Annotated in this window: 25 protein-coding genes; 10 read left to right on the forward strand and 15 right to left on the reverse strand. The window is 60.2% G+C overall.

Features of this window, described 5'->3' with window-relative positions; all coding sequences use genetic code 11:
- Window positions 1-3 precede the first annotated feature (3 nt).
- The 3 genes from mnmE to hemJ form a co-directional block, all read right to left on the reverse strand.
- On the reverse strand, window positions 4-1,287 hold the full coding sequence (gene mnmE / locus ACFOGH_RS14525) for a tRNA uridine-5-carboxymethylaminomethyl(34) synthesis GTPase MnmE (protein WP_380073795.1): 1,284 nt from the start codon (window positions 1,285-1,287) through the stop codon (window positions 4-6).
- A 27-nt stretch (window positions 1,288-1,314) separates the two neighbouring features.
- Entirely contained in the window at window positions 1,315-2,586 is a 1,272-nt protein-coding gene (gene rho, locus ACFOGH_RS14530) for a transcription termination factor Rho (protein WP_380073796.1), read from the reverse strand.
- Window positions 2,587-2,728: 142 nt separating this feature from the next.
- Window positions 2,729-3,178 carry a protoporphyrinogen oxidase HemJ gene (gene hemJ, locus ACFOGH_RS14535; RefSeq protein ID WP_380073797.1) on the reverse strand — a complete coding sequence of 150 codons (450 nt, stop codon included), beginning with the start codon at window positions 3,176-3,178 and terminating at the stop codon, window positions 2,729-2,731.
- A gap of 398 nt (window positions 3,179-3,576) precedes the next feature.
- On the opposite strand from hemJ, the gene ACFOGH_RS14540 reads away from it, so the two are divergent.
- The 5 genes from ACFOGH_RS14540 to ACFOGH_RS14560 are packed head-to-tail and all read left to right on the forward strand — an operon-like array spanning window position 3,577 to window position 7,347.
- A complete protein-coding gene (locus ACFOGH_RS14540) occupies window positions 3,577-4,176 on the forward strand; it encodes a Maf family protein (RefSeq protein ID WP_380073798.1) in 600 nt (199 codons plus the stop codon).
- Window positions 4,173-5,012 (forward strand): shikimate dehydrogenase, encoded by an 840-nt coding sequence (locus ACFOGH_RS14545; RefSeq protein ID WP_380073799.1) that lies wholly within the window; start codon window positions 4,173-4,175, stop codon window positions 5,010-5,012. The genes ACFOGH_RS14540 and ACFOGH_RS14545 overlap by 4 nt, the downstream gene beginning before the upstream one ends.
- Window positions 5,009-5,596, forward strand: a complete 588-nt coding sequence (coaE, locus tag ACFOGH_RS14550; protein WP_380073800.1) for a dephospho-CoA kinase — start codon at window positions 5,009-5,011, stop codon at window positions 5,594-5,596. Before ACFOGH_RS14545 ends, coaE begins: the two co-directional genes overlap by 4 nt.
- A complete protein-coding gene (dnaQ, locus tag ACFOGH_RS14555; RefSeq protein WP_380073801.1) occupies window positions 5,589-6,284 on the forward strand; it encodes a DNA polymerase III subunit epsilon in 696 nt (231 codons plus the stop codon). Before coaE ends, dnaQ begins: the two co-directional genes overlap by 8 nt.
- 49 nt (window positions 6,285-6,333) lie before the next feature.
- Window positions 6,334-7,347 (forward strand): NAD-dependent epimerase/dehydratase family protein, encoded by a 1,014-nt coding sequence (locus ACFOGH_RS14560; RefSeq protein ID WP_380073802.1) that lies wholly within the window; start codon window positions 6,334-6,336, stop codon window positions 7,345-7,347.
- Between the two features lie 51 nt (window positions 7,348-7,398).
- On the opposite strand, the gene secB is transcribed toward ACFOGH_RS14560, so the two are convergent.
- Both secB and ACFOGH_RS14570 read right to left on the reverse strand, forming a co-directional pair.
- Complete coding sequence (secB, locus tag ACFOGH_RS14565) at window positions 7,399-7,866, reverse strand: protein-export chaperone SecB (protein WP_380073803.1); 468 nt, start codon at window positions 7,864-7,866, stop codon at window positions 7,399-7,401.
- 54 nt (window positions 7,867-7,920) lie between these two features.
- Window positions 7,921-8,382: an FxsA family protein gene (locus ACFOGH_RS14570; protein WP_380073804.1), complete on the reverse strand. Its 462-nt coding sequence runs from the start codon at window positions 8,380-8,382 to the stop codon at window positions 7,921-7,923.
- A 116-nt stretch (window positions 8,383-8,498) separates the two neighbouring features.
- On the opposite strand from ACFOGH_RS14570, the gene ACFOGH_RS14575 reads away from it, so the two are divergent.
- The 3 genes from ACFOGH_RS14575 to ACFOGH_RS14585 are packed head-to-tail and all read left to right on the forward strand — an operon-like array spanning window position 8,499 to window position 10,779.
- On the forward strand, window positions 8,499-9,158 hold the full coding sequence (locus ACFOGH_RS14575) for a Tim44/TimA family putative adaptor protein (RefSeq protein WP_380073805.1): 660 nt from the start codon (window positions 8,499-8,501) through the stop codon (window positions 9,156-9,158).
- Between the two features lie 44 nt (window positions 9,159-9,202).
- Window positions 9,203-10,186, forward strand: coding sequence for a murein transglycosylase A (mltA, locus tag ACFOGH_RS14580; RefSeq protein WP_380073807.1), 984 nt, complete (start codon window positions 9,203-9,205; stop codon window positions 10,184-10,186).
- 2 nt (window positions 10,187-10,188) lie between these two features.
- The gene (locus tag ACFOGH_RS14585; RefSeq protein ID WP_380073808.1) at window positions 10,189-10,779 is read left to right on the forward strand and encodes a Smr/MutS family protein; all 591 of its coding nucleotides are present in this window, start codon (window positions 10,189-10,191) and stop codon (window positions 10,777-10,779) included.
- A 79-nt stretch (window positions 10,780-10,858) separates the two neighbouring features.
- Here the strand turns inward: ACFOGH_RS14585 and ACFOGH_RS14590 are convergent, their stop codons facing one another.
- Together ACFOGH_RS14590 and hslU are read right to left on the reverse strand one after the other, a co-directional pair.
- Window positions 10,859-11,965 carry an alpha/beta hydrolase gene (locus ACFOGH_RS14590; RefSeq protein ID WP_380073810.1) on the reverse strand — a complete coding sequence of 369 codons (1,107 nt, stop codon included), beginning with the start codon at window positions 11,963-11,965 and terminating at the stop codon, window positions 10,859-10,861.
- An 83-nt stretch (window positions 11,966-12,048) separates the two neighbouring features.
- The gene (hslU, locus tag ACFOGH_RS14595) at window positions 12,049-13,344 is read right to left on the reverse strand and encodes an ATP-dependent protease ATPase subunit HslU (RefSeq protein WP_380073811.1); all 1,296 of its coding nucleotides are present in this window, start codon (window positions 13,342-13,344) and stop codon (window positions 12,049-12,051) included.
- A gap of 95 nt (window positions 13,345-13,439) precedes the next feature.
- On the opposite strand from hslU, the gene ACFOGH_RS14600 reads away from it, so the two are divergent.
- Window positions 13,440-13,922, forward strand: coding sequence for a pyridoxamine 5'-phosphate oxidase family protein (locus ACFOGH_RS14600; protein ID WP_380073812.1), 483 nt, complete (start codon window positions 13,440-13,442; stop codon window positions 13,920-13,922).
- Between the two features lie 55 nt (window positions 13,923-13,977).
- Here ACFOGH_RS14600 and hslV read toward each other — a convergent pair whose 3' ends face one another.
- A complete protein-coding gene (gene hslV / locus ACFOGH_RS14605) occupies window positions 13,978-14,535 on the reverse strand; it encodes an ATP-dependent protease subunit HslV (RefSeq protein WP_380073813.1) in 558 nt (185 codons plus the stop codon).
- 96 nt (window positions 14,536-14,631) lie between these two features.
- On the opposite strand from hslV, the gene ACFOGH_RS14610 reads away from it, so the two are divergent.
- Window positions 14,632-15,489 carry a hypothetical protein gene (locus ACFOGH_RS14610; protein WP_380073814.1) on the forward strand — a complete coding sequence of 286 codons (858 nt, stop codon included), beginning with the start codon at window positions 14,632-14,634 and terminating at the stop codon, window positions 15,487-15,489.
- Between the two features lie 45 nt (window positions 15,490-15,534).
- Here the strand turns inward: ACFOGH_RS14610 and trxA are convergent, their stop codons facing one another.
- The 7 genes from trxA to ACFOGH_RS14645 are packed head-to-tail and all read right to left on the reverse strand — an operon-like array spanning window position 15,535 to window position 25,820.
- Window positions 15,535-15,861, reverse strand: a complete 327-nt coding sequence (trxA, locus tag ACFOGH_RS14615) for a thioredoxin (protein ID WP_380073815.1) — start codon at window positions 15,859-15,861, stop codon at window positions 15,535-15,537.
- Between the two features lie 59 nt (window positions 15,862-15,920).
- Window positions 15,921-19,238 carry a double-strand break repair helicase AddA gene (addA, locus tag ACFOGH_RS14620; RefSeq protein WP_380073816.1) on the reverse strand — a complete coding sequence of 1,106 codons (3,318 nt, stop codon included), beginning with the start codon at window positions 19,236-19,238 and terminating at the stop codon, window positions 15,921-15,923.
- Window positions 19,235-22,180: a double-strand break repair protein AddB gene (addB, locus tag ACFOGH_RS14625; RefSeq protein WP_380073817.1), complete on the reverse strand. Its 2,946-nt coding sequence runs from the start codon at window positions 22,178-22,180 to the stop codon at window positions 19,235-19,237. The genes addA and addB overlap by 4 nt, the downstream gene beginning before the upstream one ends.
- Window positions 22,173-22,856: a nucleotidyltransferase family protein gene (locus ACFOGH_RS14630; protein WP_380073818.1), complete on the reverse strand. Its 684-nt coding sequence runs from the start codon at window positions 22,854-22,856 to the stop codon at window positions 22,173-22,175. The genes addB and ACFOGH_RS14630 overlap by 8 nt, the downstream gene beginning before the upstream one ends.
- Complete coding sequence (locus tag ACFOGH_RS14635; protein ID WP_380073819.1) at window positions 22,838-23,848, reverse strand: aminoglycoside phosphotransferase family protein; 1,011 nt, start codon at window positions 23,846-23,848, stop codon at window positions 22,838-22,840. Before ACFOGH_RS14635 ends, ACFOGH_RS14630 begins: the two co-directional genes overlap by 19 nt.
- The gene (tsaE, locus tag ACFOGH_RS14640; RefSeq protein WP_380073820.1) at window positions 23,845-24,318 is read right to left on the reverse strand and encodes a tRNA (adenosine(37)-N6)-threonylcarbamoyltransferase complex ATPase subunit type 1 TsaE; all 474 of its coding nucleotides are present in this window, start codon (window positions 24,316-24,318) and stop codon (window positions 23,845-23,847) included. The genes ACFOGH_RS14635 and tsaE overlap by 4 nt, the downstream gene beginning before the upstream one ends.
- A gap of 44 nt (window positions 24,319-24,362) precedes the next feature.
- Window positions 24,363-25,820: a PAS-domain containing protein gene (locus ACFOGH_RS14645; protein WP_380073821.1), complete on the reverse strand. Its 1,458-nt coding sequence runs from the start codon at window positions 25,818-25,820 to the stop codon at window positions 24,363-24,365.
- Window positions 25,821-25,986 lie beyond the last annotated feature (166 nt).

A 25,986-nucleotide genomic window follows, 5' to 3' on the forward strand; every position in this document is an offset into this window, starting at 1 on the left:
ACCTCATTTTCCGATGCAAAAGCTGGAGAATATCTCATCCAGCAGCCTTTCAACATCGATTCTTCCCATCATAGCTTCCAAAGATCGCATCGAAACGCGCAAATCCGCCGCGATCAACTCTGGCAAACTCTGCGCCTGCACTATGCGCGCCCTTGCCGATTCCAAACCCGCAACCGCCGACTGCATCGCGATACGCTGCCGCTCTCTGATCAGCAAGCCCGCTGATGCCGCCCGATCAGACAAACGGCGCGCAATCTCGCCAATCAACCAGTCAACACCCACCCCAGTCTTGCCCGAAACCGCCAAAACATCGTCATTTCTGATGTCGGCCTTACCCAACACCACAAGATCATCCTCTAGTGGCTGCAAGATCAAAACCTCATCCGGCGAAGCTTGCAGAAAGATCCTCAAATCAGCCAGCTTTGCCCGCTCCAGCCCCCGCGCAACCCCAATCTGCTCAACAGCATCATCCGAATCCCGCAAACCGGCAGTATCCAGCAATGTCACCGACAGACCCGCGATATCCATACGCACCTCGATCACATCCCGGGTCGTTCCGGCAATCTCCGAAGTAATCGCCGCATCCCGCCCGGCCAGAGCGTTCAACAACGTGGATTTCCCGGCATTCGGTGCCCCAACAATGGCCACTTCAAAGCCGTCCCTGATCCGCTCTGCCGCACGCGCTCCGTCCAATTCGGCCCGCAACTGCGCAAGCAATCCGGTAATCAACGCCTGAACCTCGGGCGCAACATCAATCGGCACATCTTCATCGGCAAAATCAATCGTCGCTTCAATCAAAGCTGCCGCTCGCACCAGGTCAACCCGCCAGGCCTCAACACGCTGCCCCAGCACCCCCGACAACACCCGCAACGCTTGCTTGCGCTGCGCCTCGGTCTCGGCGTCAATCAGATCTGCCAACCCCTCAATCTGTGCCAGGTCAAGCTTGCCATTCTCCAGCGCACGCCGGGTGAACTCCCCAGCCTCGGCCAACCGCAAGCCCTCAACCGAGCTCAACGCATGCAACACCCGCGCCACAACCGCCGTGCTGCCATGAAGCTGCAGTTCTGCGCTGGCCTCTCCGGTAAAACTGGCGCCCGCGGCGAACAAAAGCACCAAGGCTTCGTCCAGCATCTCGCCTTGCCAAATCAAGCGCCGCAATGCCGCCTGCCGCAGCTGTGGCAACGCACAAAATTCCGCGACCGCCTCATGCGCCATCGGACCAGAGATCCGCACCACAGCAACGCCTGCTTTACCCCGTGCCGAAGCAAGGGCGAAAATCGTATCCATGGCCAAACCTCTGACTTGCGGGGCAGATTAAGCGTTCATTGATTCGAAGAACTCGGCATTGCTCTTGGTCTGCTTCAGTTTTGAGATCAGGAACTCGATCGCATCGGTCGTGCCCATTGGGTTCAGAATCCGCCGCAACACATAGGTCTTTTGCAGATCGGTCTTCTCAACCAGCAGATCTTCCTTCCGGGTGCCCGATTTCAGAATATCAATCGCCGGGAACACGCGCTTGTCGGCAACCTTGCGATCCAGCACGATTTCCGAGTTGCCGGTGCCCTTGAATTCTTCAAAGATCACCTCATCCATCCGGCTGCCGGTATCAATCAGCGCCGTCGCGATGATGGTCAGCGACCCGCCTTCTTCAATGTTGCGCGCCGCGCCAAAGAACCGCTTCGGCCGCTGCAAAGCGTTGGCATCGACACCCCCCGTCAACACCTTGCCCGAAGACGGCACCACCGTGTTGAACGCCCGGCCCAGACGGGTGATGCTGTCCAGCAAGATCACCACATCGCGCTTATGCTCAACCAACCGCTTGGCCTTTTCGATCACCATTTCGGCCACAGCCACATGCCGCGTCGCAGGCTCGTCAAAGGTCGAGGATACAACCTCCCCCTTCACGGAGCGCTGCATATCGGTAACTTCCTCGGGCCGCTCGTCGATCAGCAGTACGATTAAATAACATTCCGGGTGATTGGCCGCGATGGAATTGGCAATGTTCTGCAACAACACGGTCTTACCCGTGCGCGGCGGTGCCACGATCAATGCCCGCTGGCCCTTACCAATCGGGCAAACCAGATCAATAATCCGTGCCGAACGGTCCTTGATCGTCGGATCCTCGACCTCCATCTTCAAGCGCTCATCGGGATAGAGCGGCGTCAGGTTGTCGAAATGCACCTTGTGACGCGCCTTTTCAGGATCATCAAAGTTGATCCGCGTCACCTTGGTCATGCAGAAATATTTCTCATTTTCCCGCGGCGCTTGGATCACACCTTCGATCGTATCGCCGGTGCGCAAGCTGAACTGCCGCAGAATATCCGGCGAGACATAGATATCATCCGGTCCGGGCAGATAGTTGGCCGAAGGCGAGCGTAGAAAACCAAAGCCATCCTGCAACACTTCCAACACGCCATCGCCGCCTATTTCCCAGCCTTCCTCAGCATGTTCTTTCAGGATCGAGAACATCATCTCGCCCTTTCGCATACTCGGGGCGTTTTCAATCTCCCATTCCTCCGCCATCGCCAGCAATTCAGCCGGGGTCTTGGCTTTCAGATCAGCAAGATTCAAATGCTCAACGGTCATGTGGAATTCACCTTAGGGCGCGCAGCCTCGATCTCGGGCCAGCAGCAGCAATGTCAATGGAAAGCGGTATGGCCGAATGGCCGCGCTACCGCCCACCTAAGGCTAGCCTGCGCGCGAGTCAAGGTTTTCAGAATACACAGCCTCAGAACTTCACGATCACCGAGACCACGATAATCATCATAAGCAGCGTCGGCACCTCATTCATCATCCGATACTGCCGACCAGAAAGAATGTTCTGCCCCGCCGCAAAATCCTTCCGCCGCCGCCCCAACCAATGATGAAACAACGTCATCGCCACCACACATGCAGCCTTCGTCCAAGGCCAGACCGCAGTCCAGTCCACGATGCCTGGAGTAAACGCCAACGCCAGACCAAACACCCAAGTCGCAATCGACGCAGGATTGATGATCGCCTTGAGCAAACGCCGCTCCATCACCTGAAACATCTCATCCGTAGGCGAGCCTGCTTGCACCTGTTCAACATGATATACAAACAGCCGAGGCAGATAGAACAGCCCCGCCATCCAGGCGATCACCGAGATCACATGCAGCGCCTTAATCCAAGGATAATAGGCCACCAGAAAATCGCTCACAGAGACACCTCGCTTCTTTGCTTCTTCTTAAAGAATAGATTCTAGAAAGAAAGATGATGTTATAGGGGCCGTGGATAACAGAATTGCCAGCCTTCTCCAGACAGATATCCCCAAGGCGCGCGCTGTGGACAACAATCTGGCATCTTAGCATAAAGAAGATTAATGACATGAAATCAAGATATTGAAATTCAACTACCCGCGCCGAAACGCTCCACAAGATCTGCATATCCTGCCTGCGCACATCGCGGATCACCGCTCATCCCCATGTGGAAAACCACACTAAGCCTTGCCGCAACGCTTGACAAAAGCCTCCCCATCCCGCCTTTTCCGCAAGAAATCCGGCTTGCCCCCAATTTCACTTGCCGGAACAAACACTGTTTATCCACAAGGCCGCCCCCATGCCGCGCCCCCTGCTTTTGGCCTCAGCCTCCACGATCCGCCTGCAACTGCTGCGCAACGCGGGGATTGAGGCTACGGCTCAGCCTGCGCGGATAGACGAAGACAGCATACGTTTGGCGCTACAGGCCGAAGCCGCCAAACCGCGTGAAATTGCCGACGCGCTTGCCGAGATGAAAGCCCGCAAACTGGCCGACAAGCATACCACCGCTCTGGTCTTGGGTTGCGACCAGATTCTTGCTTTCCAAGGCAAGGTCTACGGCAAACCCGAAACACCGACAGAGGCGCGTGCACAACTCGGCACCTTTCGCGGCCAAACCCATCAGTTGATTTCCGCGCTTGTCCTCTATGACGAAGGCAAACCAATCTGGCGGCACATCTCAGAGGCCAGCCTGACGATGCGCTCCGTTTCTTACGCCTATCTCGACGATTACATCAGTCGAAACTGGCCCGCATTGCAGCACTGCGTCGGCGTATATAAGCTGGAGGAAGAGGGCGTTCGTCTGTTTTCCCAGATCAATGGCGACTATTTCACCATCCTTGGCCTGCCACTGCTTCCGTTGATTGGCTACCTGGGCACGAGAGGTTTCATCGCAACATGACAGAACTTCCGCGCATTCCGCTTGCAGGTGTCATCGGCCATCCGATCGCGCACAGCCGCTCGCCTGCCCTGCATGGTTACTGGTTGAAACGCTACGGCATCAAAGGCCATTACATCCCGATGGACGTCGCCCCGCAGGATCTGCGGCAAGCACTTGAAATGCTTCCGAAACTTGGCTTCGTTGGCCTCAATGTCACCATTCCGCATAAAGAGGCGATCCTGCAAATCGCCGATGTGGTGACGGATCGCGCTGCCCTGATCGGCGCGGCCAATACGCTGATTTTCCGAAAGGATGGCCGCATCCACGCCGATAACACCGACGGCGCGGGCTTCATCGCCAATCTGCGCCAGAATGCACCGCACTGGAATCCTGCGGCTGGCCCCGCTGCCGTATTCGGTGCCGGTGGTGCGGCCCGTGCCGTGGTTGCTGCCCTGATCGAAGTCGGCGTTCCCGAAATCCGCATCGCCAACCGCACCCAGCCCCGCGCGCAAGCCCTGCGTGCCGACTTTGGCGCAAAGCTGCACATCTACGATTGGGTGCAGGCGCCAAACATGCTGGAAGGCGCTGCCACCGTCATCAACACCACCTCACTGGGTATGTCCGGCAAAGCGGATTTCCGGGTGCCGCTCGATGGACTCGAAAAAACCGCCCTCGTGACCGATCTCGTCTATAACCCTTTGAAAACGCAATTTCTTCTCGAAGCCGAAGCGAAAGGATGCAACATTGTCGATGGCCTCGGCATGCTCTTGCATCAGGCCGCCCCCGGCTTTGAACGCTGGTTCGACCATCGACCAGAGGTTGACGACGCCACCCGCAACGCCGTGCTGTCGGCATGACCTTCCGCCTCGGCCTCACCGGCTCCATCGGCATGGGCAAATCCACAACCGCCGCGATGTTTACCGCCGCTGGCCTGCCGGTCTGGGATGCAGACACCGCCGTGCATCGCCTCTACCAACAGGGCGGCAGCGCCGTCGCGCCAATCTCGGAAATCTGCCCAGAGGCAACGGTCGGGGGGAGTGTTTCACGTGAAACATTGCGCAAGGCCATCCAAACCGATCCAACCCTGCTGCCAAAACTCGAATCCATCACCCACCCGCTTGTCGCCACAGACCGCGCCCGCTTCCTTGCCGAGACCACAGCAGACATCGCCATTCTCGACATCCCACTGCTGTTCGAAAAGTCCAGCCAACACGACTTCGACGCCACCCTGCTCGTCACCGCTCCGCCCGATCTACAACGTGCCCGCGTCCTCAGCCGCCCCGGAATGACAGAAACCCATTTCCAAACCATTCTCGCCCGCCAGATGCCCGATGCCGAAAAGCGCCAACTCGCCACCCATATCGTTGAAACGCTGGACCTTTTCGCAACCGAAGCCTATGTGAAATCCCTGATCGCCCATATCCGAGCCCGCCATGCGTGAGATCGTTCTCGACACCGAAACCACAGGCTTTGAGCCCTCAGAGGGTGACCGCATCGTCGAAATCGGCGCGGTCGAACTGTTCAACCATCTGCCAACCGGCAACACCTACCACCAATACATCAACCCCGAACGCACGATGCCGAAAGAGGCCTTCGACGTTCACGGCCTCGGCGATGATTTCTTGCGCGACAAACCCGTGTTCAAAGCTATCGCGCAAGATTTCCTCACCTTCATCGGCGATGCGCAACTGATCATCCACAACGCCAGCTTCGACATGAAATTTCTCAATGCCGAACTGTCTTGGGTCAACCTCCCCGCCCTGCCGATGACGCGCGCAACCGATACGCTGATGATGGCGCGCCGCAAATTCCCCGGCTCGCCAGCAACGCTCGATGCTTTGTGCCGCCGATTCGGTGTCGATAACTCCGGCCGCGAAAAACATGGCGCGCTGCTTGACTCCGAACTGCTGGCCGAGGTTTACCTTGAACTCGTCGGCGGTCGTCAGCCCGATTTCGGCCTCAGCGCGGTGCAACAAACCACCACCACTGTCACAAAAGTTGCCTCAGACTGGCGGCCCCGCCCGCGCCCCAACCCACTACCATCCCGCCTGACCGAAGCCGAATCCGCCGCCCACGCCAGCTTCATCGATAAACTTGGCGATCACGCCATCTGGAAAAAGCGGCTCTGACACCGCCAAAATTATCCTGCGCACAGGCGCAACAACACCATAGGCCCCCATGAAAACCATCTTCGTCACCGGCTCCGCAGGCTTCATTGGCTTCCACCTCTGCAAACTGCTTCTGGCCGAAGGCTTCCGCGTCGCGGGCTATGATGGCATGACCGACTACTACGATGTCACGCTGAAACAGCGCAGACTGTCCATTCTGCTGCAAAACCCCAACTTCACCAACACCGAAGCCCTGCTCGAAGATCAAGCCAGCCTCGAATCCGCCATGCGCAGGGCCAACCCGGAAGTGATCATCCACCTCGCAGGCCAGGCTGGCGTCCGCTACAGCCTTGAAAACCCACGCGCTTATCTCGATGCCAACCTTGTCGGCGGCTTCAACGTGCTCGATCTCGCGCGTGAGTTGAAGGTCGAACACCTGCTGATGGCCTCCACTTCCTCGGTTTACGGCGCCAACACCGAAATGCCGTTTCTTGAGACGCACAAAACCGAAACCCAACTCACCTTCTACGCCGCCACCAAAAAGGCGAATGAGGCGATGGCCCATTCCTACGCGCATATCTACGGCCTGCCGATCACGATGTTCCGCTTCTTCACCGTCTACGGCCCATGGGGCCGCCCCGACATGGCCCCCTATAAGTTCACCAAAGGCATCCTCGAAGGCACCCCGATCGACATCTACAACAACGGAGATATGTGGCGCGACTTCACCTATGTCGAAGACCTCGTGCGCGGCATCCGCCTGCTGATCGACGCAGTCCCCCCCGCCCCCGACGCGCGCGAGGCTGAAATCCCCGGCGACAGCCTCTCGCCCGCCGCCCCCTACCGCGTCGTCAACATCGGCAATTCCGACAAGGTGAAGCTGCTGGATTTTATCGAAGCTATCGAAGACGCCACCGGCCTGCAAGCCATCCGCAACTACATGCCGATGCAGACAGGTGATGTCGTGGCCACTTGGGCCGATGCCAATCTATTGAAAAACCTGACCAATTACCGACCGCAAACCAATGTCCGCCAAGGCATGACCAATTTCGTGCGCTGGTATCGAGACTATTACAACGTCTGAAATGCAAAAGGCCGACCCCGCAAGGTCGGCCTTTCAAACCGCACGAAAATCTCAGTTCGCTGTCTGCGCCCGCCGCGCAATTTCCTGCCGATACAGCGCCAGAAAATCCACCGTGTCGATGTTCAGCGGCGGGAAGCCACCGTCCCGCGTCACATCCGAGATGATCCGCCGCACGAACGGGAACATCAGCCGCGGACATTCGATCATCAGGAACGGATGCAACTGCTCCTCCGGCACGCCCTCCACATGGAAAATCCCGCCGTAATCGACCTCCAGCAAGAACAGCGTGTCGTCATTCACCTTGTTCTTCGACGTCACCTTGAACTTGGTCACGATGTCAAACTGGTGATCCTGCGCCCGCTTGCGCGCATCCAGACTGACCTGCACCTGAATATCGGGCTGCACTTCCGTGGCCGAAAGCCCCTTCTGTGCCACCATGTTTTCAAACGACATGTCCCGCACAAACTGTGCCAGAACCGACATCTTGATCTGCGGCGCGCCGCCATTTTCCTCGGCCATAAGCCCAACTCCCTGAAAAATCCTGCATACCCCTAGCAGGTCAGGCCGCAGGCCTCAATCCTCGCGCCACTTCGAGGGCCGTGTCACCCCACCAATCTTGTCGCGCTCGGGCACCACCTCTTCGTACTCCGCATCGACCCAATCCGGTTGTGCCCCGCGGGCGGAAAAACCGCGCACCTGCACACGCGCCGCCAGCACCGTGATCAGCGCCGACCGCACAAACGGCAGCAACAGCAGCAAGCCGAGAAAATCGGTGAAAAACCCCGGCAGGATCAGCAACATCCCACTCAACATGATCAGCGCCCCATGCGCCATCGGCTGCAACGCCTCCAGCCGCGCGCGGCCACGCACCTCGCGCAACGCCCCCATACCCTGCCAGCGGATCAATCCGATCCCCAACATCGCGCTGATCACCACCCAAGCCAGCGTCGTCCACAGCCCCAACCAGCCGCCGACAACCACAAACAGCCCGATTTCCAGCAATGGCCACGCCAAAAGCAGCGCAAAAACCCACATCTCGGTCGCCTCCGTGCATTCACGCGCCCAAACCATAGACTTGGCCGCCCCCAACCCCTACATAAGGCGTCAACGCCCGGATAACCAACCCACCGGGCCCGATTTTGAGGCGCCTGATGAATTCCTCCCTGATCCAACTGCTCGTGCTGGCCGGAATCGCCGTGTTCCTGATCCTGAAACTGCGCGCTGTCCTTGGCACGCGCGAAGGGTTCGAAAAGCCGCCGCTGCCTGCCGACGCCCCGCGCCCGCAGCCGAAACTGGTGCAGCCGGTCGCCGAAGACGGCACGGATCTCGACATCACCGACCACGTCCCCGCTGGCAGCCCCGCCGCCAACGCCCTTGCCGCGATGAAACAGGCCGAGCCGGGCTTCTCGGTCGGGGAATTCCTGCACGGCGCGCGCGGCGCGTATGAGATGATCCTGATGGCGTTCGAACGCGGCGATATCGACCCCGTCCGCCCCTTTCTGGCTGACGAAGTCGAGGCTTCCTTCACTAAGGCTATCAACGCCCGTGACCGCGACGGTCAAACGGTCGAGGCCAACTTCCTTGGTCTGCGCGAAATGACGCTGTCCGATGCCGAATACGACGCCACCACGCGCACTGCCGAAATCACCCTGCGCTATACTGGCGAGCTGACCTCGCTCGTCCGCAACAAGGCAGGCGAGATAATCGAAGGCTCGGCAAGCGAGGTCAAACGCCAGCGCGATACCTGGACCTTCGCCCGCCGCATGGGCGTGCAAGACCCGAACTGGCAACTCGTCGGCACCAGCGACTAAGGCCGATGCGTGCGGCCCTCTGCGCCTTGCTTATGGTGGTCGGCATGACCGCAACGCCCGCCCTGGCGCAGATGCTGGATTTTGAATCGCTGGATGGCTGGTCCGAGGATAACCACCTTGCGGCCCTCACCGCCTTTCTGGAAACCTGCGACAAACTCGACGCGCCCGATTGGCAACCGATCTGCAAACTGGCCGCCAGTGCCGGGGCCTCTGATGCCTCGGCCAAGGCCTTCTTTGAACTGCTGTTCAAACCCGTGCAGATCGGCAATCCCCCCGCTCTGTTCACCGGCTATTTCGAGCCCGAACTGAACGGCTCCTACAGCCGCACCCCACGCTTCGCCTATCCGATCTACGCCCGCCCGCCCGAGTTACAAGACGGCCAGGTCTATTACGACCGCGCGACCATTGAAGGCGGGGCTTTGCGCGGGCGCGGTCTTGAAATTGCTTGGCTGGAAGACCCGGTAGAGGTGTTTTTTCTGCAAATCCAAGGCTCTGGCCGCATCAAGATGACCAACGGCCATGTTATCCGCGTCGGCTACGCAGGCCGCAATGGCCACGCTTATCGCTCTGTGGGCAAGGAAATGATCGCGCGCGGCATGCGCACACCCGATCAGGTTTCGGCGCAAGACATCAAACAATATGTGCGTGCCAACCCCACCGCAGGCAACGCCCTGCTATCGGTCAACCCGTCTTACATCTTCTTCCGAAAGATCGCCGACCTGCCCGCCGACAAAGGCCCGATTGGTGCGATGGGCCGCAGCATCACCCCGATGCGTTCCGTCGCCATCGACCCTGCCTTCACGCCGCTTGGCGTCCCGGTCTGGATCGAGAAGACCGGCGACAACCCGATCCGCAGCCTGATGGTGGCACAAGACACTGGCGGCGCGATCAAGGGCCCGCAGCGCGCTGACATCTTCTTCGGCACCGGCGACGGCGCGGGGGATGCCGCTGGCACCATCAAGGACGGTGGCCGCATGATCCTGCTGCTGCCCATCGACCGCGCTTATGCCATGCTGCCGGAAGGCTAACCATGCGCCGCCGCACCCTCCACCCGGAAGAACAGGAGATCTGGCAAGCCGTCGCCCGCACCGCCAAGCCGATGCACAAAGCGCCGCCGATCTTCCTCAAACCCTCCGAGCCTAAACCCACGCCGCCGCAACCCGCCGGAACCCTAGCAACGCCGCGCTTGCCCGCGTTCCGCCTTGGCGAAAAGTCCCGTATCAAAACTGGTCACGACATTCTGCCGACCTTGGCCGAAAGCCTTGCAGCAGCGCCACTGCAAATGGACGCCAAAACCCACGGTAAGATGACGCGCGGCAAACTCGCACCCGAGGCCCGCATCGACCTGCACGGCCTCACTCTGTCCGAAGCGCATCCCGAGCTGATCCGTTTTATCCTCAACGCCCAAAGTGCCGGATTGCGGCTGGTGTTGGTCATCACCGGCAAGGGCAAACGCGGCCACGACACCGGCCCAATCCCCACCCGCATGGGCGCGCTGCGCCATCAGGTGCCGCAATGGCTGCGCCTGCCGCCACTCGGCCCCGCTGTGCTGCAAGTGTCAGAAGCGCATCTGAAACACGGCGGCTCCGGCGCGTATTACATCTACCTGCGCCGCCGCTAAATGTTAACAAATCCTTAAATTGACACATCTAACCCCTTGATTAGATGTGCATAAAAATGGTCCCGAGTTGGGACCACCCCTAGCGGGTCAAATCCGAAGCCACCGTCGCCACCGGCCGCAGCACGATCTGGGTCGCATTCTGCACCGACAAAACCACCCCCGGCAGCAGACCAACCCGCGCCCGCCGATCCGCCTCAAACGCGTTGGAAACGTCGCCCAACCGGTCCAACAGCGCGATCAACGCCGCCGAATCGCCGACCACGAAGTGCCCCGACCCTTTCGAAAACGCGCCCACATCCATGAACGTCACCTTCAGATCCGCCACCCGCGACACATCCGAAAGCGACCCCAACCTCTCGTCCTGCCCGGTCAACAGCGCTGACAGTCGCAGGTACTTGTCGCGGTCCGATCCAAAGATCACAAACGGCTGCGGCAGCGCCCCCATCGAATGCGCGCTTCTTCTGAACACGTCCACGTCAATATCCGGCGAAATAAAGATCACGCCACCAATCAGCCCCAGCGTTTTCTTGTCGCCCCGGATCGCCGTCTGCCGCAGCGCCTCCATCGTCAGCCCCGCACCCATCGAATGCGCCACGATCAAGATCCGTTTCGCCCCAGCCGCCGCCACCTCATGCATCAGGCTTTCCAGGCCATCCCGCGCAAACAACGCAGAATCGCGGTCATAAGCATAACCCAAAGGCTCCGCTGCCGACGGCCAGGCATAATGCACCACCGCCCCCGGCAGTTTCAGATCATGGGCAAACTGCGCAACCCGGTAGACGCCTTCCGAGAAATTGTTGTTGTAGCCATGCACAAAAATCACCGCCTCACCGCCTGTGGAGCGTAGCTGCGATTTCAGGTCTTTGCGGAACAGCACATCGTCTTGATAGACAATCTCATCGGTGGTCAGAAAATGCTTGGCAGGGTTCGCCTTGCCGTGCCGCGGCGGCCAGTTGATTTCGCCCAGTTTGCGATCCGGCGGCACCGACACATCATACCGCGCGAACCTGATCTGCTCTGACCGATAGGTCCCAAACGCCCCGTCTGGGTTCTGCTTGCGCGTGGTGCCGATGAAGATCTTTTGCACCTGCCCCACCGATACGGCCTGTGGGTCAAGTGTGATCTCTCCACGTGGAGAGCAGGCCAGTGTCAGGGTCAACGAAAGGATCAACAGAAATCTGGTCATGGCACGCCTTTTTTTGGCAAATTCAGGCGTTTCAAGCCAAGGGTCAAGTGACGTTATGTTGCAGATCGGTTGTCACCTGCCACTTACAAGACATAGCGTGAAATATCGGCCGAGCGAGCCAATGCACCAAGATTGAACTCGACGAAAGCGGCGTTGACCACCACTTCCTCTCCCGAACGATCTGGCGCGGTGAAGGACAGTTCCTCGAACACCCGCTCCATCACCGTATAAAGCCTGCGCGCCCCGATATTCTCGATGGATTTGTTGACCTCGGCCGCAATCCGCGCCAGTGCGGCGATGCCATCCTGGGTGAAGGAAACCGCGACATCCTCGGTGCCCATCAAGGCCGCGTATTGCCGGGTCAGCGCATTGTCGGTCTCGGTCAGGATGCGCACGAAATCACCCTCGGTCAGCGGCGCGAGTTCCACCCGGATCGGCAAGCGGCCTTGAAGTTCAGGCAGCAAATCCGATGGCTTGGCGACGTGAAACGCCCCCGATGCGATGAACAGTATATGATCGGTTTTCACCGGACCATATTTAGTGGAAACCGTGGTGCCCTCGATCAGCGGCAGCAAATCGCGCTGCACACCTTCACGCGACACATCCGCGCCCCGCGCGTCCGCCCGCGCGCAAATCTTGTCGATTTCATCCAGAAACACGATGCCATTGTTCTGGACCGAGGCCAAAGCCGCCGCCTTCACCGCCTCATCATCCAGCAGCTTATCCGCCTCTTGCCCGATCAGCAGATCATAGCTGTCGGCAACGGTGACTTTCTTGCGGCTGGTGCGGCCCCCGAAGGCCTTGAACAGGTCTTGCAGACCTTGCATCTGCATTTCCATGCCCTGCCCGCCCATCATCGGCATCGCGGGGGCGGGATCAGCGATCTCCAGCTCGATCACTGTCGAGTCCAGCTCACCGCGCCGCAGCTTGCCGCGAAACATCTCGCGGGTCTGCTCGCGGGCATCTTTGCCCGCCAAAGCCTCAATCACGCGCTCTTCTGCGGCCGCACGGGCTTTTGCGGCTACATCCTCGCGCATCCGGGCGCGGGTGTCGATCATCGCAGCATCCACCAGATCGCGGATAATGCTGTCGACATCGCGACCGACATAGCCCACCTCGGTGAACTTTGTGGCCTCAACCTTCAGGAACGGCGCTTTCGCCAGCTTGGCCAAACGCCGCGCGATCTCAGTCTTGCCGACCCCGGTCGGCCCGATCATCAGGATGTTCTTCGGGTAAACCTCATCCCGAATGTCATCGGGCAGGTTGCGGCAACGCCAGCGGTTCCGCAGCGCCACAGCGACGGCCCGCTTGGCTTCGCGCTGTCCAATGATGTGCCGATCCAGTTCGGACACGATCTCGCGGGGGGTGAGGTTGGTCATGCTGATCTCCTCTGTGGCAGGGCCGATGCGATCCGGGCCGGAACCATCTGGCGGGCCACACGTTGGTTGTGCAGAAACAATTCGGAGACACTACCATGTCGGCATCCCACGAACTTGAAACGGATTTTTGGGCAGCTTTGGACTCGGACCGCACCATGATGCTGGGCCTTGCCGGAGTGGACGAAGGCCATACCCGCCCGATGACGGCGCAGATCGAAAACGGCGCTGGACCGATCTGGTTCTTTACCAGCACCGACAGCGATATCGTTCAGAATCTGGGCAGCAGCAGCCGCGCCATCGCGACCTTTGCCTCGAAGGGGCACAACCTGTTCGCCAGCGTTCACGGCAAGCTTTCGACCACCACGGATCGCGCGGTGATTGATCGGCTCTGGAACCCCTTCGTGGCGGCTTGGTATAGCGGCAAAGACGATCCGAAATTGGTCTTGCTGCGGCTGGATGCCGACAAGGCCGAAATCTGGAAAGACGGATCCAGTCTGATCGCGGGTATCAAGATGCTGTTCGGAATTGATCCGAAGGAATCCTACAAAGACAACATCGCCAAAGTGTCGCTGTCTTAAGCGTTGCGGTTTTGACGGCATCGGGCCAGCCTTGCGGCTGGCCCTTTGTTTTAGATCAGCGCGCAATGCGTTCCACCGTCAGATTGCCATTGGTGTAGACACAAATCTCGGCCGCAATCGCCATGGCACGGCGGGCAATATCCTCGGCGGGCAGGTCTGTCGTCATCAACCCCCGCGCCGCCGCAAGGGCGAAATTGCCGCCCGAGCCAATCGCGGCCACGTCATGCTCAGGCTCTAGCACGTCACCCGCGCCGGTGATGACGTAAAGATCACGGCCATCGGTGACGATCAGCATGGCTTCGAGGTTGCGCAGATACTTATCCATCCGCCAGTCTTTCGCCAGATCAACGCAGGCGCGCGCAAGCTGGCCGGGGGCGGCCTCCAGCTTTTTCTCCAGCCGTTCCAACAGGGTAAAGGCATCTGCGGTCGAGCCTGCAAAGCCTGCCACAACGTCATGACCGCCGGGCGAAAGCCTGCGCACCTTGCGGGCGGTGCCTTTGATCACGGTATTGCCCAAGGAAACCTGACCATCGCCGGCAACAACAACTTCGCCCCCGCGCCGCACGGCCAGAATGGTGGTGCCATGCCAACCGGGGAATTTGTCTTCGGCCATCATCGTCTCCCTCTGTTGGGCTTTATATGGAAGCCTGCGCTCAGACGTGCAAGCGGCTGGCTGGCGGGGCCGGGGAAAAACGCCTAAGATTAAGCCATGAAGCGCGTGCTGTGGTTTTATCTGGATGACAACAGGCGGGCCTTGGCCGAGACAGGCCAAGGGATATTTGGCGCCGTGGTGACGGCCGTCAAGGCGGCCGGTTGGCAGGTGTTCTACCGGGGTCAGCACGCGGATATAGAGGGCGATGGCTTTCACCTTGTCTATAATCGCGCGGTAGAGGGGCCGTTCTGTTTCAGCCTGCGCCGCTGCTACTTGCAGAAGTATTACCGGATTGAGGCCACCAACGACCGCTGGGATTGGGATGTTGCCGGGCTGACCTTTCCGGGCAAACCGGGGCCAGCGTGGTTTCAGCGCTATTGGGCCGAGCGGCTGTTTCGCGGCGAGACGATAGGCCAAGGCGGTTATATATTCATGCCGCTGCAAGGTAAACTGTTGCAAAGACGGCATTTTCAAGCGGCTTCGCCGGTTGAGATGATCAAGGCAACGCTGGATGCCGACCCGCAGCGGCGCATCATAGCCACGCTGCATCCGCGTGAAACCTATACAGAGGCCGAATTGGCAGCGCTGCGCGGGATAGAGCGGTTTGAGCTGGTGACAGGGTCGATGGCTTGGCTTGCGGGCTGCGATTATGTGGTGACAGAAAACTCGTCACTCGCCTTGCAAGGGTTTTTTCTAAACAAGCCCGCAGTGCTGTTTGCGCGAATAGACTTTCATCATGTTGCTGCATCCGTGGGTCAGTTGGGCGTGGCGGGCGCATTCGTGGCAGTGCATCGGCCTCAGGCCTATGCCGATTATCTGTTCTGGTTCTTCAAGAAACAGGCCTTGTGCGAGGTGGGCGATGACAGCCTTGCGCGGGTTGCAGATCGGCTGCGCACGCTGGGCTGGCCGCTATGAAAAAAGGCCCCCTTCCGGGGGCCTTTCATCGGGTCTTGAGTAGCTTCAGACCGCAGTGGCGATCCAGTTCGCCAGCGCTGCTTTCGGGGCCGCGCCGACCTTGTTCGAAACCACTTCGCCGTTCTTGAACAGGAACAGCGACGGGATGCCACGCACGCCCAAAGCGGCGGGGCTATCGGGGTTTTCATCCACGTTGATCTTCACGATCTTGACCTTGCCCGCGTATTCGGCGGCCAGCTCTTCCAAAGCCGGACCGATCTGGCGGCAGGGGCCGCACCATTCGGCCCAGAAATCCACGACGACCGGGATGTCCGATTTGCGAACTTCGGCGTCGAAAGTTGCGTCGGTGACGGCGACAGTATTGGCACCCATGATGGGAACTCCTGAGGGGAAATATCAGGCATTGAACCTAGGCACCGTGGGGTGCCGCGTCAAGGGATAGTGGCGCGTTGCATAGCTGCCCTCACAATATCGGGGGGCAGCGGCATGAGTGTGGCTGTCCGCGTCCACAGAATTGCTGTTTCAATCCGGTGGCTTGGGTAGATTTGCGCCAGCGCGCTGGCATAGGCGGCCATTTGGCGCAGGATGCCTTCGGGAACCTCGGCGGGCGAGGTTGGCGTGCGGTGGTTGGATTTGAAATCGACGGCAAGGATGTGATCGGGGCCGATCAGCAGTCGGTCAATCGTGCCGATCATCGTTTGGCCATTCAGGCTGGCCGTCACGGTGACTTCGGCCAAGGCCTCGGCTGCAAAAACCATCGGCAGTGCAGCAAGCACGGCCTCGGCCTCGGGCAACACCGCAGCGCGTTGCAGGCTGTCGGGGATTAATGCGGCGCCAAGGGTCGGCCATGCGGCAGGTTCGGCATTGGGCAAATGTTCAAGCAACAGATGCAGAGCAGTGCCACGCGCTTTGGCCGCTTCCTCGCCCGATCCGTCAACTTCACCCGGCATCACCTTTGCGCCACCAAGATCGGACGGCGAAAGTGGCTGTGCTGGGCGCTCGGGCGTAAAGGCGGCTTCGGTGGCCCAATGTGGGAGATCGGGCGTTTTCTGCCAGTTTAGAGACTGTTTCGGCAGCGGGTCGGGCCAATTGCCAAAGCTGTGACGCAATGCGCCGTCGGGCATGGCAACGGCGCCTGCTGCCTGCATTCCCTGCTGAACCAACCTATACCACGCACCTTCTTTCTTCGCCTCGCCCGCGCCGCAGACAATTAGCCAGGTGCGGGCGCGGGTCAGGGCGACGTAAAGCAGACGCAGGCTTTCTTCCTCGGCCCGGTCTTTGCGCAGATTGCGGGTCGCTGCGATGGCGGCGGGGCTTTCATCGGCGGGCGTTTTCCACACCGGGGTGCCGTCCGCCAGCGCGTAAATCTCATCCCGGTCTTGTGGGTTGCGATCGCAGGTGTCGGGCAGGATCACCAAGGGTGCCTCCAGCCCCTTTGCGCCATGCACGGTCATCACCCGGATGCGGTGGCCTTCGCTATCCATCTGGCGCTTGACCTCAATATCGTCCGTTTCGAGCCAGATCAGAAAGCCGGTCAGGCTGGGAATTTCGCTGCGTTCAAATGCCAGCGCCTGCGACAGGAATTCGTCGATTCCATCCTCCGCCTCTGGCCCCAGCCGTGTCAGCAGGCGGCGGCGGCCATCGTGGCGGGTCAGGGCACGTTCGATCAGATCATAGGGGCGCAGGAAATCGGCGTTGTTGCGCAGATCGTGCAGCATGGCGAGGGTATCGGGGTGCGTGGTCGTGTCGCGCAGCGTCTCCCAAAGATAACCCCGGCGCGGTTGGGCAAGGGCGTAAAGCTCGGCCTCGGTCCAGCCACACAGCGGCGAGCGCAGCAGGGCGGCGAGCGACAGATCATCCTCGGGGGTGGCAAGAAACGCCAGCAGCGCGGCGAGGTCTTTGACCGCGAGTTCCGCGCCGAGTTTCAGACGGTCGGCCCCGGCGATCGGCAGATCTGCTTTCTTGCAGGCCCGGATGATCTCGGAAAACAGCGCCGAGCGGCGCTGCACCAAGATCAACACATCGCCGGCGTGCAGCGGGCGCGGGCCGTCATCGGTGGGGATTTGCGTGCCTGAGTCGATCAGCCCCTTAATGTGGCCCGCGATTTTCTCGGCCAAACGGGCGGTGTGATGGGTTTCTGAAATCAGATCAACCGGGTCTTCCCAGTTTTCGTCCTTGGGGTCTTCGGATTTTTCCAACAGCGGCCATAGATCAACACGCCCCGGCAGATCGGATTTGAAGGCAAGGTGGTGGACAGATGCGCCCATCGCCTTGGGGAAGCGGTCGGCGAAAATGTTATCGACAACACCTAGAATCGCCGGGGAGGAGCGGAAGGAATATTCAAGTTCCAGCGGCACAAAGTTCTGTTGGGCGGCAAGGAAACTGGCTTTGAAATCCGCTTGCTTTTCGTCAAAGGCCGCCACATCCGCGCCCTGAAACGAATAGATCGATTGCTTTTTATCGCCAACGACGAACAGCGTCCGTATCTCATCGCGTGTGCCAAGACCCGCGGTAAATTCTGCCGAAAGCAATTCAATCACCCGCCATTGGTCGGGGCTGGTGTCTTGAGCCTCGTCCACAAGGATATGGTCGATGCCGCCATCAAGGCGGAACAGCACCCAAGCAGCGACGGATGGATCGGTCAGCAAGGCTTTGGCGCGGGTGATCAGATCATCGAAATCGAGATAGCCGCGCGCAGCCTTGGCGGCTTCGTAAAGCGGCAGGAATGTGCTGGCAAAGCGGTGCAGGATCGCGGTTTTCTGTGCGGCTTGCAGGGCGATGCGGCGCGGGCGGGCGGCTTCGACTCGCAGCATCAGCGCGTCTAGTTGCGGCAGATGGCTGGCGATCAGTTTTTGGGTGGCCTTGGTCGGTAGGGTGCCGATCTTCGCACCATATGGCGCCTTGGCAGTGCCGCCGAACAGCAGGGCATCTTCAAGGGCGGCAAGGGTGGCAAGGCCGGGGTTGACCAGATCAAGCGCGCCCAGCTTCGCAGCGGTTTTGCTATCCGTCGGGCCACCATTTTGCAGCGCTGGGAGGATGTTTGCGATCAGATCGGCCTCATAGCCCAGCAGCAGATCAGCAAGAAGGGTCTGCGGGGATTCAGTGCTGGGTACCCCGAACAGATTGCGCGCCTGCGCTTCGGTCAGCGGTTTGGTGAATCCTGCGCGCTTGGCCGCGACTTGCTCCATCAGCGCGGTGAAATCCTCGCCGGTATAGGCGCGCGCAACTTCGGCCATCACATCGGGGGCGCGAAACTCGGCCATTTCCTCGATGATATTCTCGCGCAGTAGGCGGGCGGCGCGATCGTCGAGTTCGGTGAATTGCGGGGAAACGCCAGCCTCGAGCGGGAAACGGCGCAGCAGGGTGGCGCAAAAGCTGTGGATGGTCTGGATGCGCAACCCGCCGGGAGTCTCTATCGCACGGGCGAACAACTGCCGCGCTTTGGCCAAAGCGCCGGGGGCGTGGCGGGTGTCATCGCCCAGATCGGCGAGGGCGCGGTGCAGATCGGCATCCGGTTTCATCGCCCATTCGCCCAAGCGGCGGAACAGGCGGTTCTGCATCTCGGTCGCGGCGGCCTTGGTGTAGGTAAGGCAGAGGATATGCTGCGGTTCGACCCCGCGCAGCAGAAGGCGCGCCACACGGTCCGTCAACACGCGGGTTTTGCCCGAGCCTGCGTTGGCAGACAGCCAGACAGTATCAGCGGGGTTTGAGGCCTGAACCTGCCGTTCAGAGGCATCGTTGCGCATCATTCTGGTTCACCCACGGCTTCGGGGGCGGCGCGGTCAGACATCTCCCATTCGCCAAAGCGCGACAGGTGATCGTAATCGCCGGCATGGCGGGTTTCAAACAGCGCACGGCGGGCGGTATAGCCGGTGCTGCGCCGCAAATAGCGGGCGATCAGGGCGAGGAGTTTCTCCCAATGTTCGGTCAAGATGGCATCGGTGATGTCGGTCTCCACAACGTCCTCACCGCTGCCAAGGCCGATATAGCTGATTTTGGCGACATCCGACGGGCCGAGATCGGCGAAACCGCCACGATCTGCCATCACGGCGGCGAGCAGAAGTTGCTTGGCATATTGCTTTTGCTGTGCGGCTTTCGGGGCGGTTCCGGTTTTGTAGTCAATCAGATGCAGTCGGCCATCGGGCAGGCGATCAATCCGGTCAGGGGTGCCGAACAGGGTGAAGTCGAGGCCGTCGAGTTTCAGCGCGCCTTGGGTTTCAAGGGCGAGGGCGGTGCCTTGATGCTTGCTATCTTGGGTCAGGAAATGGTCAGCGGCGCGATCAAGCTTTGCCAGCCACAGCGCGCGGGCAGCCGGGAAGGGAGTGTCTTCGGCCAGAACGATTCGGGCGAGGTCAAGCAGGCGGATGCGGGCCTCGGCGCGGGTTTCGTTGGGGGGCCGCGTTTTCACGAAACGCTCCAGCACCTCATGCACGATGATGCCGCGATCACGAGCGTCGGGGGTTTGGTGCAACGGATCAAGCGGGTTCAGACGCAGAATGTAGCGGGCGTAGATGGCGTAGGGGTCGCGGATCAGCCGTTCGATATTGGTTAACGATAGTTTCGGAGGCCGTGCGGCAACCGGGGGCTGAGGGGCAGGGCGTTTGGCGGGTTGCAGGCGGGGATCTGCCGTTTGTTCCGGCATGGGCTGTTCAAGCGCACGCGCAAGGGCAAGCCAATGGTTGCCGCGTGCGCGCATCTGGCCCAGAGCCTGCTTGCCATTCTTCTGCGGCAAGCCTTCCATCAGGTTCATCAGGCGGTTCAGCCAGCGGCTGGGCACGGTTTCGGCCTCGGCGTTGCGGGTGGCGCGCGAGACAATTACGCGTGGTGCGGCGATGGCCTGTTGGTAATCATGCGCGGACAGCCCAATCTGGCGTTCAGGCAATAACAGAGCCGCTTTTTTACGCATCGCGCGGTTCAGCCACGGGTCAGGCTCAGGCAGTTTTGGCCAGATACCGTCGTTCAGACCGCCCAGAATGACCAGGTCAGCGCCCTGCACGCGGGCTTCGAGTGTGCCCCAGATCATGATATTTGGATGACCCTGCACAGGTTCGCGGACCTCGCCCTTGTTCACCAGTGCTTCGAACAGATCGTGATATTCGGCGGCAGAGAAACTGCCACCATAGGGCGCCTCGGCTGCAAGCGTCTCCATCAGCTCCAAAGCCGCGATTCCGGCGGCCTTTTCCCAAAGCGCACCGCTGCCCGCGGGATCAAGGCCGCGTGCGAGCGCTTCGGACAGGGCGCGATGTTGGGCGACATGATCGGCCAAAGGCTGATGCGGGATCTGGTCGAGGTTTTGCAGAGTGGTGGCGAGAAACTGCGCCCACGGCAGCGCATCATCCGAGCGTGCGGCAGCCCATTCCAGCAGATCGGGCGCGGTCGGAAACGCAGGGCCAGTCTTGCGCAGCTTCATTTCCAGATAGCGGGTCAGCAGCAAATGCGGGCCGCGCGTAGTGCCCGAGGCGGTCAGCGGATGTTTCAGAATGGTGAGCAGCGCATCTGCTGTAAGGCGTTGTCCGAGCAGGGCGGCCGTGTGACGCAAAAAGCGGCCAGGGGCCGACAGGGCAAGCGGGCGACCTGCGGAATCGTCGGGCAGAATGGCCCAACGATCCAGCGCGGCGGCGACTTGGCGAGTCAGATTGCGGTCGGGCGTGATCAGGGCAGCCTTGACGCCGTTTTCCGCAGCCTCACGCAACACCAGTGCAATGGCCAATGCCTCGGCACGCGGGGAGGCGGCCTCGATCAGGGTCAGATTGGCTGTTGCTGCCGCGAGGTCGGGCAGATCTGGGCCTTCGACAAGCCATTGATCGGTCACGGGAGCGGGTCGCAATGACAGCGAAATCAATCGGTTGCGGTCAGGGTCTGGTGGGGCGGTATCCCGCCAAGGCTTAATCTCTGTGGGGTTGATCTGCAACAGATCCATCAGATGCCGGAAGCGATACTGCGGGTGGTCTTCCGCCGTCAGCGCATCATCCATCGCTTGCCAGACGCTGCCGGGTGTGTCGAAATCAAATCCGGGCAGGATCACAGCACCCTGAGGCAATGCCGCCACGGCCTGCATCAACAGGGCCGTTGTGCCGCGCGAGCCGGTCGAGCCTGCGATCAAGATCGGGTCATCGGGGGGTGCTGCCTGCCAACGCTGGGCGCATTGTTGCACAGCAAGCCGCTGGCGTGCCTCGGCATCGGTGGCATCGCTGAACAATGGGGCGACGATACGCAAAAAGGTTTGCGTTCTTTCCCAATGTTTGGAATGGCTTGAAACGTCGAGCGCGGTGATGGTTTCGGTGGAAACGCCCTCGCCCTGCATTTCATCCATAAGATTGGCAAGGCTGTCAGCCAGATCATAAAGCGCCGCGCGCGGGGCAAGATCGGGCTGGGCGTCGAGCAGTTTTGCAATCAGCTCCGCCATTTGCAGCCGCCGCCGCAGTGGCGAGACCAGCGGCGGCAGACCAAGGCTTGGGTCCTGCGCCAGATCGCCGAGCAACCGCAGGCGCGGCAGAAAACCAGCGCCATGGCTGGCGAAGAGATCGCGCACCCTGCGCGCCATGCGGGCAGTGTTCAGATACAGCGTGACGCGCGCCATGGCCTGCGGTGGTTGGTCGGCCATCCGCGTTATCAGGCCGCCGACCAGTTCGGCCGGAAAATCGGCACCGGGCGGAAGCGCGAAAATGCGGGGCGTCTCGGCGCTAAACATCCAGGGATTCCGCCAGCGCGATACCTTCGGGGCGACCCACGTCGCACCACCCGCCTTGGTGGATCAGGCCAAAGGCACGGTTGTTCGCGATGGAGATATCCCAAAGGCGATTCAGACTGAAAACAGGCTCTGATATTGCCGAAAGACTCTCGGTTTTCAGAATTTGTGCGCCGAGGTAGACAGGTGCATCTGCGCCATTTGCGCGAGAAATCCGGCCATCTGGATCAAGCAGGAAATCGCCGTGTCCTGTGTGACCCAGCGCTTTGTCGCAGGGAAGCAACAGCAGCAGCGCATCCATTTTGGCAGGATCCCAAGCTGCCAACAATTGCGTCAGCGGGTTCTGTCCACTCCACACCGCGTCGGTGTTCAGGGTCATCACCGGACCAACGCCAAGCAGGGGCAAGGCCGCCCGCAAACCGCCGCCGGTCTCAAGAATCTGTTCGGTTTCCCAAGAGAGTTGAATGTCGCTGCCGTGCAAATGCGCGGCGATCTGCGGGCCAAGGTAATGCAGGTTCACCACAATCTTTGCCACGCCTGCCGATCTTGCCATCGCCAACGCGTGGTCGATCAACGGCTTGCCACCAACCTCGATCAACGGCTTCGGGCGATTTTGCGTCAGGGCACCCATCCGGGTGCCAAAGCCCGCGGCGAACAGCATCAGGGGAAGTGGCCGCATTGCGCACCTATTCGAGCAAGAGCTTCGGGGGTCGGTTCGGGCAGCAAGCGGGCGCAGATTTGGGCAAGCGGCGCAAGCTGTGGCGCGGCAAGGTTTTGCTGCAGGTGCTGCCAAACGCGGGGGATCAATGAAATATAGCCGGGCTTGCCACTGTATAGGCACAGACGCGCGAAAATCCCCAAGATTCGCAACGCGCGCTGCGCACCCAATGTCGCATAGGACGCTTGAAATCGGGCGTGATGCAAGCCGGTCTCGTCGCAGAACAGCTGCTGCATTGCGATCTCTGTTTCACGTGAAACGTCGCGGCGCGCATCCTGCAGCAATGACACAAGATCGTAACCGGGTTGACCCATTTGTGCGAGTTGGAAATCCAGCAGCCCAACCCGCGCAAGACCCGCGCGATCCGGCAACCAAAGCAGATTTTCGGCGTGATAGTCACGCAAGATCATCACGCGAGAATCATCGGCGTTTCGGCTCAGGGCCTCTGCGATTGTGCCGCGAAAATCACTTGTATCGACCCGATCCCCGGTAATGGCGAACCGATACCAGTCGAGCGCAAAGCTGGCGGCATCTGCCCAATCCTGCGCTTGCAGATTGGGCAGATTGGCGGGCGCAGGGTGGCGCTGAACATGCGCTAGAACCTGCGTGGCTGCCGTATAGAGACTGTTTTCGCGCGATGGATCGCTCTTCAAGACCTTTGCATAAACAAGATCGCCCAAATCCTCGAGCAGCAAAAACCCTTGCGCAAGATCTTGTGCGTAGCATTTCGGTGCCGACAAACCGAGGCCCAACAAATGCGTCGCAATCGCCAGAAATGTGGCCGGATCATCACCCTTACCGGGTGGCGCATCCATCAAAACAGCCGATTGACCGTTCAGGTGCAACCGATCGTAACTGCGATCCGAGGCATCACCGGCCAAAAAACGGCGATCCGCCTCTCCCCAGCCGGCCTTGGCAAGAAAAGCTGAAGACAAAGCCCCGCGATCCATCATACTGCCCAGTCCTGGGCAAAAGCCGCCAAGAGCCCCGGGTGGCTGGGTGCATGCATCGTCACACTGCGACCATCGCTCTTGCCCTTCAATGTTATCCAAATGGCATTCGCAGGCGTCATATGCCCCAGGCGCTCTGGCCATTCGATCAGACAAATCGCTTGCGCAAAGGCCTGCTCCAACCCCAGTTCGGCCACCTCATCGGGGTGCGACAACCGGTAAAGGTCGGCATGCCAGATTTCCACATCCGCCATATAGGTCTGCACCAAGGTGAACGTCGGTGAGGGGACATCCTCCATCCGCCCCAGCCGCTCGCGGATCAATGCGCGTGCCAGATGGCTTTTCCCCGCGCCAATCGGACCCTCCAGCAACAGGCAATCGCCCGCAACCAGCCTGGAGGCAAGCCAACGGCCAAGATTGGCGGTGTCGTCTTCCGAGGGCAGATCAGTGGTCACGGCATGTGCTGTTGTCATGCCGCAAGTCTATCGCCGCCGTCCGCCGCCGCAAGCCGCGAAGTTCAGGCCCGCCGTAAGCCGGCCCCTTCGGCCAACCGGGTCTGTCCCTGTTCGGCTGGCGTCAGGGACCTGAACGATGCCAAGGTCGAGCCGCCCGCCAAGGGGGCAAAGCGGCAGCCGATCATCCGACCATCCAGCAGCCGCACCTCGCCGCGCCAACTGTCACGATCCCCAACCGTCGCCACATACTCCTCCACCTCGGCCCATATCGCACTTGGCGCCGATTGCATCCGCCAATGTGCTGAAAGCATCCGAACAGTGGTATCGCCCAAGGTGTCAGCCGGGTCGTGGCCCCACAGCGCCGCATAGCTGTTGTTCGACATCACCAACTGGCCCGATTGTGAAAACACCGCAATCGCTTCGTCCATATGATCGATCACCGATTGGCCAAGCTCCAGATCAGCGCGATAACGCCGGGTTCGCAGCATCTCCGACGAGATGTCCTCGATCAGCAGCGCAAGCGCGCCATTCGGATGCGGCCGCCCTGTTACCCGATAGGTCTGGCCATCGGGCAGGCTCCAAGTTTCTTCGTAAAGCCCACTCGCCGCCGCCTTTTCAATATCGACGATCTGCCGCCGCCAATCCCGGTAATCCTTTGGCTCGGGCAGCATCTTGCGATCGCGCATCGCATCCAGCACGGCCAGCAAAGAGGGTCGCAGCGACAGGAAATCAGGAGGAAGATGCGTCAAATCCATCAGGGCAGGGTTGAACAGCTGCAACTTGCGTTGACGGTCAAAAATCGCAAGGCCGATGGGTAGTTGCGCGAAAGTCTTCGTCAGCGTTTGCATGAAATCGCGCAAGGCACCTTCTGCCTGCACCGCCGCATCAGCGGGAATCGCAAACATCAGATCGCCATCCCCCTCTGGTTTGCTCGAGATGTCAAACCACAGCGTCGGCTGGCCCAAAACTGACAGGCTTTGGCGTTGATCCTTGCCAGATTTCGCCGCCACGCGATTGAACAACCTTGGCAGCGGCCAACCCAGTTCTTTGCCCTCATCCTGAAAGGCGCAGGCTTGCAGCAGATAGGGCCCATTCGCCCAAACCACGTCACCCGCGGCATTCTCGCGCCACAGCAACATGGGCGCGGTCGCAACAGTATCCCGCAACAGCGTCAGTTCATCCAGCATCGCGCGCTGCGCCAAGGCATCGACCGCCGCGGTGTGCCCATCTTTGCTGGCGTCGATCAGGGTGAATCGCGTCAGCCCGCCCACGTGTTCCGCTCTTAGAATCAATGGCTTGGCGCCCTGTTTGGTCGTAAGCTCTACCACGCCATCATGCGGCACACGCTGCAACTGCGCCTCAAGGTTCTCAAATCGTGCCGACAGGAATGCCATCAACTGCCCCCACGCCGGCCCCTTGATCGGGCTTGAGGCCAGCAGCGCGCGTGCGGTGGCGGTGCTGTCAATCATCACCTCACCGTCAAACAGGAACAGGGTCTCGGTGGCAAAGTCACCAAACATGCTGGCTTGCGTGGCGCTTTCTTGCGGCGGAAACAACCACAATGCCAAAATTCCAATACCGGCTGCCGTCGACGCGGCCGCGACAACAGCAAGTATAAGCGGAAAAATCATCCGATCACCCCATCCTGGTGGGAATTCCCCATCTATCAATCAACCTAAGGAATAG

Source organism: Cypionkella sinensis (genome assembly GCF_042646385.1).
In the GTDB taxonomy this organism is placed as follows: Bacteria; Pseudomonadota; Alphaproteobacteria; order Rhodobacterales; family Rhodobacteraceae; genus Cypionkella; species Cypionkella sinensis.